At 64.2% G+C, this 14,835-nt stretch carries 15 protein-coding genes; 3 read left to right on the forward strand and 12 right to left on the reverse strand.

Annotation, left to right across the window (positions count from 1 at the left end):
• The first annotated feature begins 271 nt into the window (after window positions 1–271).
• Both HU752_RS13960 and HU752_RS13965 read left to right on the forward strand, forming a co-directional pair.
• Window positions 272–2,461, forward strand: coding sequence for an AAA family ATPase (locus HU752_RS13960; RefSeq protein WP_186687895.1), 2,190 nt, complete (start codon window positions 272–274; stop codon window positions 2,459–2,461).
• 3 nt (window positions 2,462–2,464) lie between these two features.
• Complete coding sequence (locus HU752_RS13965) at window positions 2,465–3,493, forward strand: HNH endonuclease family protein (protein ID WP_186687892.1); 1,029 nt, start codon at window positions 2,465–2,467, stop codon at window positions 3,491–3,493.
• Window positions 3,494–3,497: 4 nt separating this feature from the next.
• Here HU752_RS13965 and HU752_RS13970 read toward each other — a convergent pair whose 3' ends face one another.
• From HU752_RS13970 to ribBA, 6 genes are all read right to left on the reverse strand, one after another.
• Complete coding sequence (locus tag HU752_RS13970; RefSeq protein WP_202894698.1) at window positions 3,498–4,124, reverse strand: START domain-containing protein; 627 nt, start codon at window positions 4,122–4,124, stop codon at window positions 3,498–3,500.
• Window positions 4,125–4,279: 155 nt separating this feature from the next.
• Entirely contained in the window at window positions 4,280–5,434 is a 1,155-nt protein-coding gene (locus HU752_RS13975) for an ABC transporter ATP-binding protein (RefSeq protein ID WP_186687881.1), read from the reverse strand.
• A 19-nt stretch (window positions 5,435–5,453) separates the two neighbouring features.
• The gene (locus HU752_RS13980; protein WP_020481063.1) at window positions 5,454–6,263 is read right to left on the reverse strand and encodes an ABC transporter permease; all 810 of its coding nucleotides are present in this window, start codon (window positions 6,261–6,263) and stop codon (window positions 5,454–5,456) included.
• A 6-nt stretch (window positions 6,264–6,269) separates the two neighbouring features.
• Complete coding sequence (locus tag HU752_RS13985; RefSeq protein ID WP_186687901.1) at window positions 6,270–7,214, reverse strand: ABC transporter permease; 945 nt, start codon at window positions 7,212–7,214, stop codon at window positions 6,270–6,272.
• Window positions 7,211–8,236 carry a polyamine ABC transporter substrate-binding protein gene (locus HU752_RS13990; protein ID WP_186687879.1) on the reverse strand — a complete coding sequence of 342 codons (1,026 nt, stop codon included), beginning with the start codon at window positions 8,234–8,236 and terminating at the stop codon, window positions 7,211–7,213. Before HU752_RS13990 ends, HU752_RS13985 begins: the two co-directional genes overlap by 4 nt.
• 239 nt (window positions 8,237–8,475) lie before the next feature.
• A complete protein-coding gene (gene ribBA / locus HU752_RS13995; protein ID WP_186687876.1) occupies window positions 8,476–9,585 on the reverse strand; it encodes a bifunctional 3,4-dihydroxy-2-butanone-4-phosphate synthase/GTP cyclohydrolase II in 1,110 nt (369 codons plus the stop codon).
• A gap of 74 nt (window positions 9,586–9,659) precedes the next feature.
• Between ribBA and HU752_RS14000 the strand changes: the two genes are divergently transcribed.
• The gene (locus tag HU752_RS14000; RefSeq protein ID WP_017904654.1) at window positions 9,660–9,953 is read left to right on the forward strand and encodes a DUF1330 domain-containing protein; all 294 of its coding nucleotides are present in this window, start codon (window positions 9,660–9,662) and stop codon (window positions 9,951–9,953) included.
• Between the two features lie 202 nt (window positions 9,954–10,155).
• Here HU752_RS14000 and HU752_RS14005 read toward each other — a convergent pair whose 3' ends face one another.
• The 6 genes from HU752_RS14005 to HU752_RS14030 all read right to left on the reverse strand — a co-directional run bounded on the left by HU752_RS14005 (window position 10,156) and on the right by HU752_RS14030 (window position 14,811).
• Window positions 10,156–10,719, reverse strand: coding sequence for an NUDIX hydrolase (locus HU752_RS14005; protein WP_186687873.1), 564 nt, complete (start codon window positions 10,717–10,719; stop codon window positions 10,156–10,158).
• 2 nt (window positions 10,720–10,721) lie between these two features.
• Entirely contained in the window at window positions 10,722–11,474 is a 753-nt protein-coding gene (locus HU752_RS14010) for a GntR family transcriptional regulator (protein WP_186687870.1), read from the reverse strand.
• Between the two features lie 79 nt (window positions 11,475–11,553).
• Window positions 11,554–11,949, reverse strand: a complete 396-nt coding sequence (locus HU752_RS14015; RefSeq protein ID WP_186687867.1) for a carboxymuconolactone decarboxylase family protein — start codon at window positions 11,947–11,949, stop codon at window positions 11,554–11,556.
• Window positions 11,950–12,007: 58 nt separating this feature from the next.
• Window positions 12,008–12,493: a flavin reductase family protein gene (locus HU752_RS14020; protein ID WP_186687853.1), complete on the reverse strand. Its 486-nt coding sequence runs from the start codon at window positions 12,491–12,493 to the stop codon at window positions 12,008–12,010.
• 12 nt (window positions 12,494–12,505) lie between these two features.
• A complete protein-coding gene (locus tag HU752_RS14025; protein ID WP_186687849.1) occupies window positions 12,506–13,984 on the reverse strand; it encodes an aldehyde dehydrogenase in 1,479 nt (492 codons plus the stop codon).
• Window positions 13,981–14,811: an alpha/beta fold hydrolase gene (locus HU752_RS14030; RefSeq protein WP_186687845.1), complete on the reverse strand. Its 831-nt coding sequence runs from the start codon at window positions 14,809–14,811 to the stop codon at window positions 13,981–13,983. The genes HU752_RS14025 and HU752_RS14030 overlap by 4 nt, the downstream gene beginning before the upstream one ends.
• Window positions 14,812–14,835: the final 24 nt, after the last annotated feature.

Raw genomic sequence — 14,835 nt, forward strand, 5'->3', positions numbered from 1 at the left:
CGACACAGGGCTGATGATTTCACCGCAAACTTCAACGTATTCCACTCTCTGCAACCAGGTGAAGAGCCTGATAGATATGCTGCTTCCGCGCTGCAGGAAGTAGAGACGAAAAACGCCTCCACTTTTCGTCTTGCGCCGATTACAGTCTGCGTTTTTCATGGATGCACCGCCCAGTCGCGGCTTCTCAGGGAAGCTTCTCATGCAGTTGTTCGATCGCCGTTCCGTGCCTGTTCCCGAATTTTTTCAAAGCCGGGTGATGCAGGCGTCCCGCATGCAATTGAAAGAGTTCTTCGCCGAGGACAAACGTGTCCGTGCCCAGACACGTCCCTCGTACCTTCGAGTCGAGCTGAGAGATGCCTCGTTGTTCCGTGGGCTGGACAGGCTGTTTCATGGCAAGTGCGCGTTTTGCGAGAGCCTGATGGGTGTCACCCAGGAAACCTCTGTCTATCGCTTTCGTCCCGGCAGCAACGCCAGTCCCGCACAGAATGACGAGAATGACCACCTGTACTACGCCTGGCTGGTCAATGCGTGGGAGAACCTCTACCCGATCTGCCGTGGCTGCCTGCCCGAGCGCCGCAACCATTTTCCAGTCGAGGGGGCCAGGGCGCCGATTCCCCATGAGTTGCAGTTTTCGGCCTATGCCGAGGATCCCGAAGGGCTGTGGCGCGATCATCCGCCCAGGGAGATGAGCCTGTTGCTCGATCCGTGCGGGGATTGGCTGCCTCACTCGCATTTCGAGATTCATCCGTCGACCGGGACCCTCGCGACATTCAGCGATGCCGGCCTGGAAACCATACGGCACTTCAATCTCAATCGGCCCGAACTCAAGCAACGACGGGCCCAAAAGCTCGGTGAATACATGGACGCGCTGGAGTTCCTGGTGCAGTCCGCAGAGCGCAAACCAGCCGACATCGAGGCATTGTTCGATTTCTCCTCCATGGAATTCGGTGGACTGTGCCATCTGCTCTGCCTGCAGTTGGAGCCATTGCTCAAAGGCTCGTTCGGCGATGGCCGTTCGCTGAATCCGCAGCGTTTTGCCTCGGTTTTCGTCGGTCTCGGGCGGCAAGCGCGAGGGCTGGCGGTCACGCCTGCGCAGGCCCTGGATGCCGAACGCCAGGCGCCATGGGCCGAACAGGAGCCACCGCTACCACGCCTGCAATCCATCGAACTGGAAAACTTCAAGGGGATCGAGCGCCTGTGTCTGTCCCTGCCGGCACAGTCCACCGGTTTCCAGCAGCCCGCCCTGTTGATCCTCGGAGACAATGCCGCAGGCAAGAGCTCGATCCTGGAGGCGACCGCGCTGGCGTTGTGCTCTTCCACGGCGCGTGGCAGGTTGCGGCTTGACCCGCGCAAGCTGCCGCTCGATCCACGGTTGATGGGGGTGGCCCGGACGATGGCGTCCAAGCGTGCACAGGTCGTTCTGACGTTCGACGACTCGACTCGTCGAACGCTGACCATCAGCGGCCGGAGCTACCAATCGCAGGGGCAGGATGAACGGCCTCCGGTATTTGCCTATGGCGCTTTTCGCCAGTATCTGAACCGCACGCGCGACTTCGGCGAGGCCCGATGGATCGTCAACCTGTTCAAGTCCGATGTGCTGCTGCCCAACCCGGAGAAATGGCTGCTGGGACTCGAACAACATGACTTCGATCAGGTGGTCAGGGCATTGCGCGAGGTGTTGTCGATCGAATCGGTGTTCAAGGTCATCGAGCGTGACGAGGCGGGCCGATCCCGCCGCTGCCATATCGTTACCGCCACCGGCCGTACGCCGTTGAGTCATGCATCATCGGGCTATCGCTCCATGCTGGCGATGGTCTGCGACATCATTCGCGGCCTGATGGACCGGACGCTCAACCCATCTTTCGAGGATCTGGAAAGCGCCCGCGCCGTGGTACTGATCGATGAGGTAGAGGCCCATCTGCACCCGCGCTGGAAGATCCAGATCATGCGGGCCCTGCGGGCGGCCTTGCCGGAGGTCACCTTTATCGCCACCACTCACGACCCGCTGTGCCTGCGCGGCATGCAGGATGGCGAGGTGGTCGTCATGCAGCGGGTCCCGAGCGGCCAGCGGGCCGACACCCAACTGCCGGTCATGGTCGAGCAGGTGGTCCGCCTGCCGAATGTCAGCCAACTGACCGTGGAGCAACTGCTGACCTCGGATTTCTTCAGCCTGACCTCCACCGACCAGCCGGACACCGAGCGAGAGCTGGCCCACTTCGCTGACCTGCTGAGCGCCCGCGAGAGAGGCGAGCCGCTGACGGCTGCACAACAGGAGGCTTGGCGCAGTCTCGAACGTGATATCGCCGATGCCTTGCCGGTGGGCTCCACCGAAGTCCAGCGGCTGGTGCAGGAGGCTGTTGTCGACTACCTGAAGGGCCGGCGGCGGACCTCAGCGGAACAGCTCACGCATCTGCGCAGCGACGCCAAACAGCGCATCCTCGGCATCCTGGAAGGACTCTGAAGCATGCGTGCCGTCAGTCGCGATAGCGTTCCGGTGCCCGATGCCATGTCGGGAGAAGAATCACCGGCGAAAAAGGAGCTGCAGAAACTCCAGGATTACTTCAAGGCACCCAAGGGGGCGTTACCGGCCTTTGCCGTCTACAAGTCCGACAGCGTCAAGAAGCAGTTGCATGAGCTGTTCCACGGCAAGTGCGCCTACTGCGAGAGCTTCTACTACGGCAGTGCGCCGGTGGATATCGAGCACTATCGGCCCAAGGGCCGTGTCTACGAAGAGCCGGACCACCCTGGCTACTGGTGGATCGCCATGGACTGGGAAAACCTGTTGCCCAGCTGCATTCACTGCAACCGGCGCAGTGGACAGGTAACGCCCACGTTGTCGGCGAGCCTGGTCCGCCTGGTCAATGAAGACAAGGCGTTCAGCCGCTCGAGGATGCTTCAGACCGGCAAGCAGGACAGCTTTCCCATCCTCGGTCAGCGGGCTGTGGTGGGGGCCTCGGACTTTTCCGGTGAACAGGCATTGCTGCTGGATCCGTGCCGGGACCAGCCTGAAGAGCACCTGCGGTTTCATGTCGACAGCGACAACCTGATAGGCCTGGTCCTGCCCAAGCCCCATGACAGTGGCGGGCTGGCCCTGGGCGCTGGCGTGGCGGGCGTCAGGCCGGAGTTGCGCGGGGTGATCGAGCAGGCGCTGGCGGATGGGTTGAGCCTGCGAGGGGCGGTATCGATCCATGTCTACGGCCTGAATCGGCTCGGCCTGGTACAGGAGCGCACACGGCTACTGCGCCAGCTGGAGTTCCTGGAAATGCTGTCGGTGGAAATGGGGCTGATGGCCCAGGAGCTGGAGCCTGACGCGCAGGCCGAGGGGGTCGAGAGTGAGGAGGCGCGGGCGCGCAGCGAGCGCATTGCCAGGCGACTGCGGTTTCTCCAGGAGCAGATACTGGGGGAGATCAAGGCCATGGCCCGGCCCGAGGCGCCTTACTCGGCGATGGTCCGGGAGTGGCTGGAGGGGTTTAAGGAGCGCTTGCGTCGCTGAGGCCTCAGGGCGTATCCCGTACACCCTGGCGCTCCGCCACCGCCCGCAACGTCTTGAGGCTGACCATCGGCGCATCGACCACGAACCGGTTGGCCAGCCAGGAGGGGATGTCCCCGGCCGGCTCGGCCTGCAGCTGGTAGGTCACTTCGGTCTCGCCGTCAGTCTTGGGCCGCATCTGCCACAGGCCGCTCAGCTGGCGCACGCGAATCAGGCCTGTGACTGGCGGCAGGTAGTCGGGTGTCGCCTCCAGGCGGCGGACCAGGCTGCCGTCGTCGCCCTGTTCGGTGTGCACGTGCAACACCATGTCCCGCGGTGCGGCGGGCCAGGGCAGCTCGGTGGTGAGGTAGACCCAGGTGTCATCGCCGTCGTTCTTCAGCAGGCGCATCTCGGCACAGGCGTACAGCCATTTGCAGGCGACCCTGAGGTTTTCCTGCAGGTCGCGCAGGGTCGAGACTTCGGCCTTGATATCGGCCACGCCGCGAAAGCTCTGGTAGCGTGAACCCGGCACCTGCGTCAGGTAGACCTTGATGCCGTCTTCCTCGTGGGCCAGCTTCCAGTTTTCCGCCGCGGCCAGGGTGGCCGTACCCAGGCAGGCCGTTGTCAGGGCGATCACGGATAACAGGGTTTTCATTCGCAGCCTCCGCAGACACCCGACGGTAGGTTCAGGTCTGTCAGATATAACACGCGAACGCGAAGTTTATTCGATGGTTTTGCGCGGTTGTGCTTCGAGGGGGGCACCTGTCGTCGCGAGCTGCGGGCGACGACAGGTTGGGGTGGGACGGGGTATCAGTGGCTGCCTGCGGCCTTGTTCAGGTCGCTTTCCTGCCACTCGGTGTAGACGCAGGCATCGGCGGTGGCCCAGCGCACGACGACCGAGTCACCGGCCTTGAGCGGCATGCCGGTGGCGGACAGGGCCTTGACGGTCATCGCCGTGCCGCCCTGGGTGACGACACTGCAGGTCTGGCTTTCACCGAGGAACAGTACCTCGCCGACGGTCGCCTTGACCTGGTTCCAGCCGGCGGCCAGGGGTTCGCTGGCGGCCTGTTCGAGGCTCAGGGCCAGGGCCTTTTCCGGCCGCACCATCAGCAGGATGTCCTGGTCGTTCTGCAGGCCCGAGGTCAGTCGGATCGACAGTGCCTGGCTCTCGAAGCTGGCGGCCCCGTTGCCCTGGGCCTTGAGCCGCAGGAAGTTGGAGTTGCCCAGGAACGAGGCGACGAAGGCATTCGGCGGATTCTGGTAGAGGTCATAGCCACTGCCCAGGCCGACGATCTTGCCGTGGCTGAAGATGGCGATGCGCTGGGACAGGCGCATGGCTTCTTCCTGGTCGTGGGTCACGTAGACGATGGTGATGCCCAGGCGCCGATGCAACTGGCGCAGCTCGTCCTGCAGGTCCTCGCGCAGTTTCTTGTCCAGGGCGCCGAGCGGTTCGTCCATCAGCAGGATCCGTGGCTCATAGACCAGGGCCCGGGCAATCGCCACGCGCTGTTGTTGACCGCCGGACAGTTGCGCCGGGCGGCGATGGGCGAACTTGTCCAGCTGGACCAGCTTGAGCATGGCATCGACGCGCTTGTCCCGCTCGGCGGCATCGAGCTTGCGAATGGCCAGGGGGAAGGCGATGTTGTCGCGGACCGAGAGGTGCGGGAACAGCGAGTAACGCTGGAACACCATGCCGATGTCACGCTTGTGCGGCGGCACGTTGACCAGCGACTTGCCCTCGACCAGGATCTCCCCGGTGCTGGGCGTCTCGAAACCGGCCAGCATCGACAGGGTGGTGCTCTTGCCCGAGCCGCTGGAGCCGAGGAAGGTCAGGAACTCGCCGTCCTTGATGTCCAGCGAGATGTTGTCCACGGCGGCGAAGTCGCCGTAGTGCTTGTTCAGGTTGCGCAGGCTGACCAGGGTACGGTCGTTCTGTTGTGCGGAGTCTTTGATCACGGCACTCATCTTGTCTACTCCTGGGCGCTCAGGCGCTGAGTTCATTGCGCCGACGCAGGGCGGCGGCTATCACCATCACCAACACCGACAGGCCGATCAGCAGCGTCGAAGCGACGGCGATCACCGGGGTCAGGTCCTGGCGCAGGGTGGTCCACATTTTTACGGGCAGGGTCTGCAGGGTCGGGCTGGCCATCATCACGCTCAGCACCACCTCGTCCCACGACACCAGGAAGGCGAACAGGGCACCGGCGACCATGCCGGGACGGATGGCCGGGAAGGTCACCTTGAACACCGCCTGCAGGCGCGAGGCGCCACAGATCACCGCGGCATCCTCGATCGACTGGTCGAACAGTTTCAGCGAGTTGATGATCGAGATGATGGTGAAGGGCAGGGCGACGATCACGTGGCTGACCACGAAGGCGAACATCGTGCCGGTGTAGCCCAGCTTGAGGAACAGCGCATAGACGGCCACCGCGATGATCACCAGCGGCACGATCATCGGCAGGGTGAACAGCCCGTAGAGCATTTCACGACCGGGGAAGCGCCCGCGCACCAGGGCGAAGGCGGTCGGCAGGCCCAGCGCGACGGCACAGACGGTGGTCAGCACGGCGACCTTGAGGCTGGCCAGGGCGGCGCTCATCCACTCCGGGTTGGAGAAGAACTGGCCGTACCATTTCAGGGTCCAGCCCGGTGGTGGGAACACCAGCCACTGCGAGGAACCGAACGACAGCAGGACGATGAACACGATCGGCAGCAACAGGAACAGCGCGATCAGTCCGGTGGTGAGGTAGAGGCCCAGGCGCATGCGCCGGCTCATGGCATTCGGGGTCAGGAGCATGGCGGCTTACCTCGCATTGCTCGCGCCGACCGGGGATTCCGGCTGGAGCTTCAGGTAGAAGTAGAACAGCACCAGGGTGATCAGGATCAGCAGGGCGGCGCCGGCGCTGGCCAGGCCCCAGTTGAGGAACGATTGCACCTGTTGAATGATGAACTCCGGCAGCATCATGTTCTGCGCGCCGCCCAGCAGGGCCGGCGTGACGTAGTAACCCAGGGACATCACGAACACCATCAGTGCGCCGGAAAACAGTCCCGGACGGCACAGCGGCAGGAAGACCCGGAAGAAGTTGGTCCACGGGCTGGCACCACAGATGGAGCCGGCCTGCAGGATCATCGGGTCGATGGCCTGCATGGTCGCCTGCAGGGGCAGGACGATGAACGGAATCATGATGTAGCTCATGCCGATCACCACGCCGGTCAGGTTGTGCACCATCTCCAGCGGTTGGTCGATGATCCCCAGGCCCATCAGCAGCTTGTTGATCACACCCGAGGCCTGCAGCAGCACCAGCCAGGAGTAGGTGCGCGCCAGCAGGCTGGTCCACATCGACAGCAGGACGATATTGAGCAGCCAGCGGCCCCAGCCCCGTGGTACCAGGGTGATTGCCCAGGCCAGCGGGAAGCCCAGCAGCAGGCTGAACAGCGTGACCAGGCCGGCCACCGAGAAGGTGTTGAGCAGCACCCGTGCATACGCCGAGTTGGCGAACAGTTGCTGGTAGTTCTCAAGCCCCGGGGTAGGCTCCAGCACGCCGCGCAGCAGCAGGCCGATCAGCGGTGCGAGAAAGAACACGCCCAGGAACAGCAGGGCGGGGGCCAGGTTGCTGGCGCCCTTCCAGCGTCGGGCCAGCGAAGGTGTGGATTTCATGACAGCCGCCTTGCCGGAGGCCGAGCCGGCGGCGCCAGCGGCGCCTCCGGTCGGTTGGGAGGAATGGGACGCGGAAGCGGCCATTTTCATTTGACCAGCCATTCGTTCCACCGTGTCGCGATAGCAGGGCCGTTCTTGGCCCAGTAGGCGAAGTCAAGGGTGATCTGGTCCTTGGCGTAGGCGGTCGGCAGGTTTGGAGCCAGTACGGAGTCCAGGCGCGATACGCTGTCGACGTTGACCGGCGCGTAGGCGGTCAGGTTGGAGAAGTCGGCCTGGCCCTTGGCGCTGCTGGCGTTGGCCAGGAACTTCATGGCAGCGGCCTTGTTCTTGGTGCCCTTCGGTACGACCAGGATGTCGGCCATGACCAGGTTCTGCTTCCAGCTCACGCCCACTGGCGCGCCGTCCTGTTGCAGGGCATAGACGCGGCCGTTCCAGAACTGGCCGAGCGTGGCTTCGCCGGAGGCCAGCAGTTGCTGGGACTGGGCACCACCGCCCCACCAGACGATATCTTTCTTGATGGTGTCGAGTTTCTTGAAGGCGCGGTCCAGGTCCAGCGGATAGAGCTTGTCGGCCGGTACGCCATCAGCCAGCAGGGCCAGCTCGAGTACGCCAGGGCTTGGCCATTTGTAGAGGGCGCGCTTGCCGGGGTAGGTCTTGGTGTCGAACAGGGCGGTCCAGTCCTGGGGCTTGGTGCCAGCGAGCTTGCCCTCGTTGTAGCCGAGTACGAAGGAGAAGAAGAACGAGCCGACGCCGTGGTCGGAAACGAAGCGTGGGTCGATCTTGTCGCGCTGGATCACACTGAAGTCGAGGGGTTCGAGCAGGCCTTCGCTGGCGGCCCGCAGGGCGAAGTCGGCTTCGACGTCGACCACGTCCCACTGCACGTTGCCGCTTTCGACCATGGCCTTGAGCTTGCCGTAGTCGGTGGGGCCGTCCTGGACGACGGTGATGCCGCTGGCCTTGCTGAACGGGTCGGCCCATGCCTGCTTCTGCGCATCCTGGGTGCTACCACCCCAGCTGACGAAGTTGACGCTTTCGGCGGCCATCGCGGCCTGGCTGCCCATGCTCAGCAAGCCTGCCAGCAATACAGCGGTCGTACCTTTTTTCAACACCATTTTCACGCCCTCATTGTTGTGTTTTTGAGCGGGCTATCGATGCCCGCCTATCGGGAGCAGCTGGTTCTTCAATGCCTTTGCAGGCGGTCTTGGCAAGGCTAGTCGCCTGTCTCGTTCTTGGCCGGGTTCCTGGGTAAGTTTGTTCGGTCTACGGGATATCATATTATGGTATTCCAAACTTTCTGCAAGCACTTTGCCTTACCGGTTATCCGGCCAATACGGTTTTTCTCCCCCCGCGGCTACTGGGTGAAGGGAATGCTCTCGACCACTTCGAGGTTGTAGCCGGTCAAGCCCGCATATTTGAGCGGTGGGCCCAGGTGGCGCAGCTTGCCGATACCGAGGTCCTGCAGGATCTGTGCCCCGGTACCGACCTCGGAGTAGATCCGCGATTGTGAGCGGCTGTACTGGCGCGGTGGTTGGGTCAGTTGCGGAATCCGCTCGAGCAGGGCCTGGGACGATTCATGGTTGGCCAGGACCACGACGACGCCGCGACCTTCCTCGGCGACCCGTTGCAGGGCGGCCCACAGCGTCCAGTTGCTCGGCCCGTGGTACTCGGCGCCGACCAGGTCGCGCAGCGGGTCGATGACGTGCACCCGCACCAGCGTCGGCTCGTCGCGGCGGATATCGCCCATGACCATGGCCATGTGTACGCCGCCTTCGATCCGGTCTTCGTAGCTCACCAGGCGGAAGGTGCCGTGCACGGTCGGCAGCTCGCGCTCGCCGATCCGCACCACGGTGTGCTCGGTGCTCAGGCGATAGTGGATGAGGTCGGCAATGGTGCCGATCTTGATCCCGTGCTTGCGGGCGAACACTTCCAGGTCCGGGCGGCGGGCCATGGTGCCGTCGTCGTTCATCACTTCGACGATCACCGAGGCAGGGGTGAAGCCGGCCAGGCGCGCCAGGTCGCAACCGGCCTCGGTGTGCCCGGCGCGGGTGAGCACGCCGCCTTCACGGGCACGCAGGGGGAAGATGTGTCCCGGTTGCACCAGGTCGTCGGCGCAGGCGTTGGCGGCGACGGCGGCGGCCACGGTGCGTGCGCGGTCGGCGGCGGAGATACCGGTGGTGACGCCCGTGGCAGCCTCGATGGACACGGTGAAGGCGGTACTGAAGGCGCTGCCGTTGCTGGGCACCATCTGCTCCAGGCCCAGCCGTTGGCAGTGCTCGTCGGTCAGGGTCAGGCAGATCAGTCCCCGCGCTTCGCGGGCCATGAAGCTGATGGCCTGGGCGTCGCAACGGTCGGCGGCGAGCAGCAGGTCGCCTTCGTTCTCGCGGTCTTCATCGTCCACCAGCAGGACCATCTTGCCCTGGCGGTAGTCTTCGATTATTTCTTCGATGCTGTTAAAGGCCATGTTGGATTCTCAGCGTGTGTGGCAGTATTTTGTGGTATACCATAATACAAAATAAACAAACAATGAGGTCGACAATGAAGGCTTACTGGATCGCTCATGTGGAAGTCACCGACCCTGAGCAATACACCGAGTACACCCGCCGTGCGCCGGCGGCCTTTGCTCAGTATGGTGGACGTTTCCTGGCCCGGGGCGGGCGTTCGCAGGCCGTGGAAGGGCGGCAGACGCCGCAGCGCAGCGTGGTGATCGAGTTCGACTCCTACGACCAGGCGCTGGCCTGCTACCACTCGGACTTGTACCAGGAGGCCAAGGGGCACCGCGCGGGTGTGGCGAAGGCGGAAATCATCATCGTCGAGGGCATGGCGCCCTGATGTGACATTCCGCGGGGGAATGGCCGCCTTCGGCGGTTCGCTGCATCACCAGGGCGGACGCGGAGCGTCCTGGGAGGCGTTCCCACGGGGGCCGTGGGAACGATCGGAATACAAGGGCCCAGCCGATGATCGTTCCCACGCTCTGCGTGGGAATGCAGCCGTGACGCTCTGCGTCACCAGGGCGGACGCGAAACACAAGGCCTCAGCGGATGAAGTGGACCTTGCCGGTGTCGTCATTGCCGACATACAGGCCATAGACTCCAGCCTGCCGTTCCTCGATGTAGCGCTCTAGAATCTGCCGGATCGCCGGGTAGTAGATGCAGTCCCAGGGGATTTCGTCGGGTGCGAAGAAGCGGTAGTCCAGGGTCTCCGGACCGTACTGGTCGGTGATCTCCAGGGCGATGGCGCGGAAGATGATGTACACCTCGCTGATCTTCGGCACGCTGAAGATCGAATACGGCGAAATGATTTCCGCGCGCACGCCACTTTCTTCCCAGACCTCGCGCAGCGCCGCCTGTTCGGTGGTCTCGCCGCTTTCCATGAAACCGGCCGGCAGGGTCCAGGTACCGGGGCGAGGGGGGATCGCCCGCTGGCACAGCAGGTAGCGACCATCGCGCTCGATGATGCAGCCGGCGATGATCTTCGGGTTGACGTAGTGGATGTAGCCGCAGCCCCGGCACATCAGGCGCTCATGGGTATCGCCCGGAGGCACCTGGTGAGCGAGGTCACCGGCACCGCATTGCGGACAGAAGCGCGGGGCGGCCATGTTCAGATACCTATGCGAGGTTCTTTGACAGCGATCGGGGCGACGATTTCCGGAATCGGGCCGGACTCGTCCTGTTTGCGCTGCAGGTATTCCATCGCCACCTTGGCTGCGGCGCGGACATGGTCCACGGAAGCCTGGTGCGCGGCCAGCGGGTCGCCGCTCTTGATCGCCTCGACGATGCGTTCCATTTCCTTGTTGCTGGCGCCGCGACGGTTTTCCTGGGAGACCGAGGTGGCCCGCAGGTAGCTGATGCGCGCCTGCAACTGGCGCAGCTGGGTGGCGGCGGCGTGGTTGCCCGAGCCTTCGAGCAGCACGTCGTAGAAGCCCTGCACCGAATCGAGCACCTGCTGCAGCTCGCCGTCCTTGAGGGCCTTGCGGTTCTCCTCCAGGGCCTTTTCCAGGGCCTTGATGTCCTTGGCCTTGGCGCGCAGGGTGAACAGCTGGACGATCAGGCTTTCCAGCGCGCAGCGCAGCTCGTAGATATCACGGGCATCGGCCAGGGTGATGATGGCCACGCTCGGGCCCTTGGCGTCGGCGAACGCCACCAGGCCTTCGGACTCCAGGTGGCGCAGGGCTTCGCGCACGGATGTGCGGCTGACCCCCAGGCGATCACACAGATCGCGCTCGACCAGACGATCCCCCGGCAGGAGCTGGAAGTTCATGATGGCGCTTCGCAGCTTGTCCAGCACGATTTCGCGCAGGGTGACGGGGTTGCGATTGACCTTGAAAGTATCGTCGAGTGGCAGGCGTTTCATGGGGGCGGCTCTGAATCTGGTGGTCCGCGTCACGCGAGCTGGGCATCTGGCCTGCTACGCCGTACCGGACCGCCATCGGTTAACTGGAGGCGCCTGCTTCGGCGTCGGCCTCGGCAAAGGCTTCGCGGGCCAGCCGGAAACTGTCCACGGCCGCGGGTACGCCGCAATAGATACCGACTTGAAGCAGGATTTCGCGTATTTGTTCACGACTGAGGCCGTTACGCAAGGCACCACGTACATGCAATTTGAGTTCGTGGGGGCGGTTGAGGGCCGAAATCATGGCCAAGTTTATCATGCTGCGCTCCTTGAGCGATAAGCCCTCGCGGCCCCAGACATGACCCCAGCAGTATTCGGTGACCAGTTCCTGCAGCGGACGGTTGAAGTCGTCGGCGTTCTGGATGGACTTCTGCACATAGGCCTCGCCCAGTACCTGGGTGCGGATCTGCAGGCCCTTCTGGTATTTCTCGTTGCTCATGTCGCGTCCTCGAAAAAAGGGCCGTGCGCGAGAGGGTAGCGCACGGCCGAAGCAGCCATTACCCCAGGGTCGGCAGCGCGCCCAGCTTGCCCTTGTGGTAGATCATCGGGGTGACCGGGTCCTGCGGCAGGATCAGGTTCTTCACCGCGCCGACGATGATCGCGTGATCGCCGCCGTCGTACTCGCGCCACAGCTCGCACTCGATGATCGCCGTGGCCTTGGCCAGCAGCGGGTTGCCCAGCTCGCTCAGGTGCCAGTCGATGCCCTTGGCCTTTTCCTTGCCCTTGCCGGCGAAGGCATAGGCCTCGGCGGTCTGGTCGGCGGACAGCAGGTGAATCGCGAACTGCTTGCTGTCGCGCAGGATCGGGTAGGTGTCCGAAGCATAGTTGGGGCAGAACAGCACCAGGGCCGGATCGATCGACAGCGCGCTGAAGGCGCTGGCGGTGATCCCGACGATGCCACCCTCGGCGTCGAGGGCGGTGACCACCGTGACGCCGGAGGGGAAGGAGCCCATGACTTCTTTGTAGATACCGGGTTCGATCATTTCATCTGTCTCCTAGCGCATCACGAAGGGGTCGGGCATCGGTGCCTGCGAGAGGTTGATCCAGACCGTTTTCAGCTCGGTGTAGGCCAGTACCGAGTCGATACCGCTCTCACGGCCGTAGCCGCTGTTCTTGAAGCCGCCGATCGGCGCCATGGCCGACACGGCGCGGTAGGTGTTGACCCAGATGATGCCCGAGCGCACGTCCCGGGCCAGGCGATGGGCGCGGCCCAGGTCGCGGGTCCAGATGCCGGCGGCCAGGCCGAACTGCGAGTCGTTGGCGATGGCCAGCGCTTCGGCTTCGTCCTTGAAGCGGATCACCGAGGCGACCGGGCCGAAGACTTCTTCCTGCATGATCTTCATCGAGTTACGGTCGCACTCGAACAGGGTCGGCTCGTAGAACCAGCCGCCGCCGATGTCCGGACGCTTGCCGCCGGTACGCAGGCGCGCGCCTTCGGTCAGGGCGTCGGCGACCAGGCCTTCGACCACGGCCAGCTGCTGGGCCGTGGCCATCGGGCCCATCTCGCTGGTTTCATCCTGCGGATTGCCGATGCGGATACGCTGGGCACGGGCGATCAGGCGTTCGACGAACTCGTCGTAGATCTCGTCCTGGACCAGCAGGCGCGAGCCGGAGACGCAGCTCTGGCCGGAAGCGGCGTAGATCCCGGCGACGGCGCCGTTGATCGCGCTGTCGAGGTCGGCGTCGGCGAAGATGATGTTCGGCGACTTGCCGCCCAGTTCCAGGGACAGCTTGGCGAAGTTCTCGGCGCTGCTGCGTACCACGTGGCGCGCGGTGGCCGCGCCACCGGTGAAGGCGATCTTGCGCACCAGCGGATGGCGGGTGAGGGCGGCGCCGGTGCTCGGGCCGTAGCCGGTGACGACGTTGACCACGCCGGGCGGAATGCCGGCTTCGAGGGCCAGGCGGGCCAGCTCGAGAATGGTCGCCGAGGCGTGCTCGGACGGCTTGATCACGATGGTGTTGCCGGCCGCCAGGGCCGGTGCCAGCTTGATCGCGGTCAGGTACAGCGGGCTGTTCCACGGAATGATCGCGGCGACCACGCCGATTGGCTCGTGCACGGTGTAGGCGAACAGGTCCGGCTTGTCCAGCGGCAGGGTACCGCCTTCGAGCTTGTCGGCCAGACCCGCGGTGTAGTGGAAGAACTCGGGCAGGTAGCTGACCTGGCCACGGGTTTCACGGATCAGCTTGCCGTTGTCACGGCTTTCCAGCTGGGCCAGTTGTTCCTTGTTCTCGGCGATCAGGTCGCCCAGGCGGCGCAACAGCTTGCCCCGCGCGGTGGCGGTCAGGCCACGCCAGGCCGGGTTGTCGAAAGCCGCCTGGGCGGCCTGGACAGCGCGCTCGACATCGGCTTCGTCGGCATCGGGCAGTTGGGCCCAGGGCTCGGCCAGGGCCGGGTTGAGGCTGTCGAAGGTCTTGCCGGAGAGGGCATCGACCCATTCGCCGCCGATGCACATCTTAAAGCGTGCGAGTGTCATGCAACGATCCCCTTTATGGTTTGTTGGACGTAGGTGGTTGCAAGGAAGTCCAGGAGCATCTGGTTGACCAGGCGCGGTGATTCCACCGGCATCATATGCCGTTGCTCGGGGAGTACGGCAACCTGGGCGCCGGGAATCCGCTCGGCCAGTTGCCGGGCCATCAGCGGGGTCGAACCGGGGTCCAGTTCGCCAGTGGCGACCAGCGTCGGCGCCTGGATGCTGCCCAGGTCGTCGGCGCGGTACATGTCCTGGGTGGCGAACAGCTTGTAGGTGGTCAGGTAGCCCTGCGGGTCATTGCTGGCCAGGACCTGGCGGATCGCCGCGATCTGGGCCGGGTTGGCCGCCTGGTACTCGCGGCTGAACCAGCGTGACAGGGCCGCTTCGGCATTGGCATCCGGACCGTGTTCGGCGGCCTGGCTGGTGCGGGCAATCACGCCTTCGCGCTGTTCGGCGCTACGGTTGAACACGCTGTTGAGCACCACCAGGCTTTGCAGCCGTTGCGGATAGTGCAGGGCAAAGGCCCTGGCGACCAGGCCACCCATGGAGAAGCCAATGATGCTCGCCGTAGGCAGTTGCAGGTGGTCGAGCAGTTCGCGCAACTGATCGGCATACCCGAGCAGCCCGCAGTCGGGGTCCGGGCGCGGACTGGCGCCGTGCCCGAGCATGTCGTAGGCAATCACCCGGTAGTGCGGCGCGAGGCCAACGATCTGGCCGCCCCACATTTCTTTGTTCAGCCCGACCCCGTGGATCAGGACTACGGGTTGGCCTTCGCCGGTCGCCAGGTAACTGGTGCCGGCCGGGGTGCGTTCAGCGGTGTGCCGAATCATGGAGCGCTCCTGCCTTTCTTATTT

The organism is Pseudomonas vanderleydeniana, from assembly GCF_014268755.2.
GTDB lineage: Bacteria > Pseudomonadota > Gammaproteobacteria > Pseudomonadales > Pseudomonadaceae > Aquipseudomonas > Aquipseudomonas vanderleydeniana.

What these genes read in the sequence shown, in the direction of transcription:
- HU752_RS13960 (WP_186687895.1), top strand. Translation starts at nt 272, where the DNA reads ATGCAATTGAAAGAGTTCTTCGCCGAGGACAAACGTGTCCGTGCCCAG.
- HU752_RS14005 (WP_186687873.1), bottom strand. Translation starts at nt 10,719, where the DNA reads ATGGCCGCCCCGCGCTTCTGTCCGCAATGCGGTGCCGGTGACCTCGCT.
- HU752_RS14025 (WP_186687849.1), bottom strand. Translation starts at nt 13,984, where the DNA reads ATGACACTCGCACGCTTTAAGATGTGCATCGGCGGCGAATGGGTCGAT.
- HU752_RS14015 (WP_186687867.1), bottom strand. Translation starts at nt 11,949, where the DNA reads ATGAGCAACGAGAAATACCAGAAGGGCCTGCAGATCCGCACCCAGGTA.
- ribBA (WP_186687876.1), bottom strand. Translation starts at nt 9,585, where the DNA reads ATGGCCTTTAACAGCATCGAAGAAATAATCGAAGACTACCGCCAGGGC.
- HU752_RS13970 (WP_202894698.1), bottom strand. Translation starts at nt 4,124, where the DNA reads ATGAAAACCCTGTTATCCGTGATCGCCCTGACAACGGCCTGCCTGGGT.
- HU752_RS13990 (WP_186687879.1), bottom strand. Translation starts at nt 8,236, where the DNA reads ATGGTGTTGAAAAAAGGTACGACCGCTGTATTGCTGGCAGGCTTGCTG.
- HU752_RS13985 (WP_186687901.1), bottom strand. Translation starts at nt 7,214, where the DNA reads ATGAAAATGGCCGCTTCCGCGTCCCATTCCTCCCAACCGACCGGAGGC.
- HU752_RS14000 (WP_017904654.1), top strand. Translation starts at nt 9,660, where the DNA reads ATGAAGGCTTACTGGATCGCTCATGTGGAAGTCACCGACCCTGAGCAA.
- HU752_RS13980 (WP_020481063.1), bottom strand. Translation starts at nt 6,263, where the DNA reads ATGCTCCTGACCCCGAATGCCATGAGCCGGCGCATGCGCCTGGGCCTC.
- HU752_RS14030 (WP_186687845.1), bottom strand. Translation starts at nt 14,811, where the DNA reads ATGATTCGGCACACCGCTGAACGCACCCCGGCCGGCACCAGTTACCTG.
- HU752_RS13975 (WP_186687881.1), bottom strand. Translation starts at nt 5,434, where the DNA reads ATGAGTGCCGTGATCAAAGACTCCGCACAACAGAACGACCGTACCCTG.
- HU752_RS14020 (WP_186687853.1), bottom strand. Translation starts at nt 12,493, where the DNA reads ATGATCGAACCCGGTATCTACAAAGAAGTCATGGGCTCCTTCCCCTCC.
- HU752_RS14010 (WP_186687870.1), bottom strand. Translation starts at nt 11,474, where the DNA reads ATGAAACGCCTGCCACTCGACGATACTTTCAAGGTCAATCGCAACCCC.
- HU752_RS13965 (WP_186687892.1), top strand. Translation starts at nt 2,465, where the DNA reads ATGCGTGCCGTCAGTCGCGATAGCGTTCCGGTGCCCGATGCCATGTCG.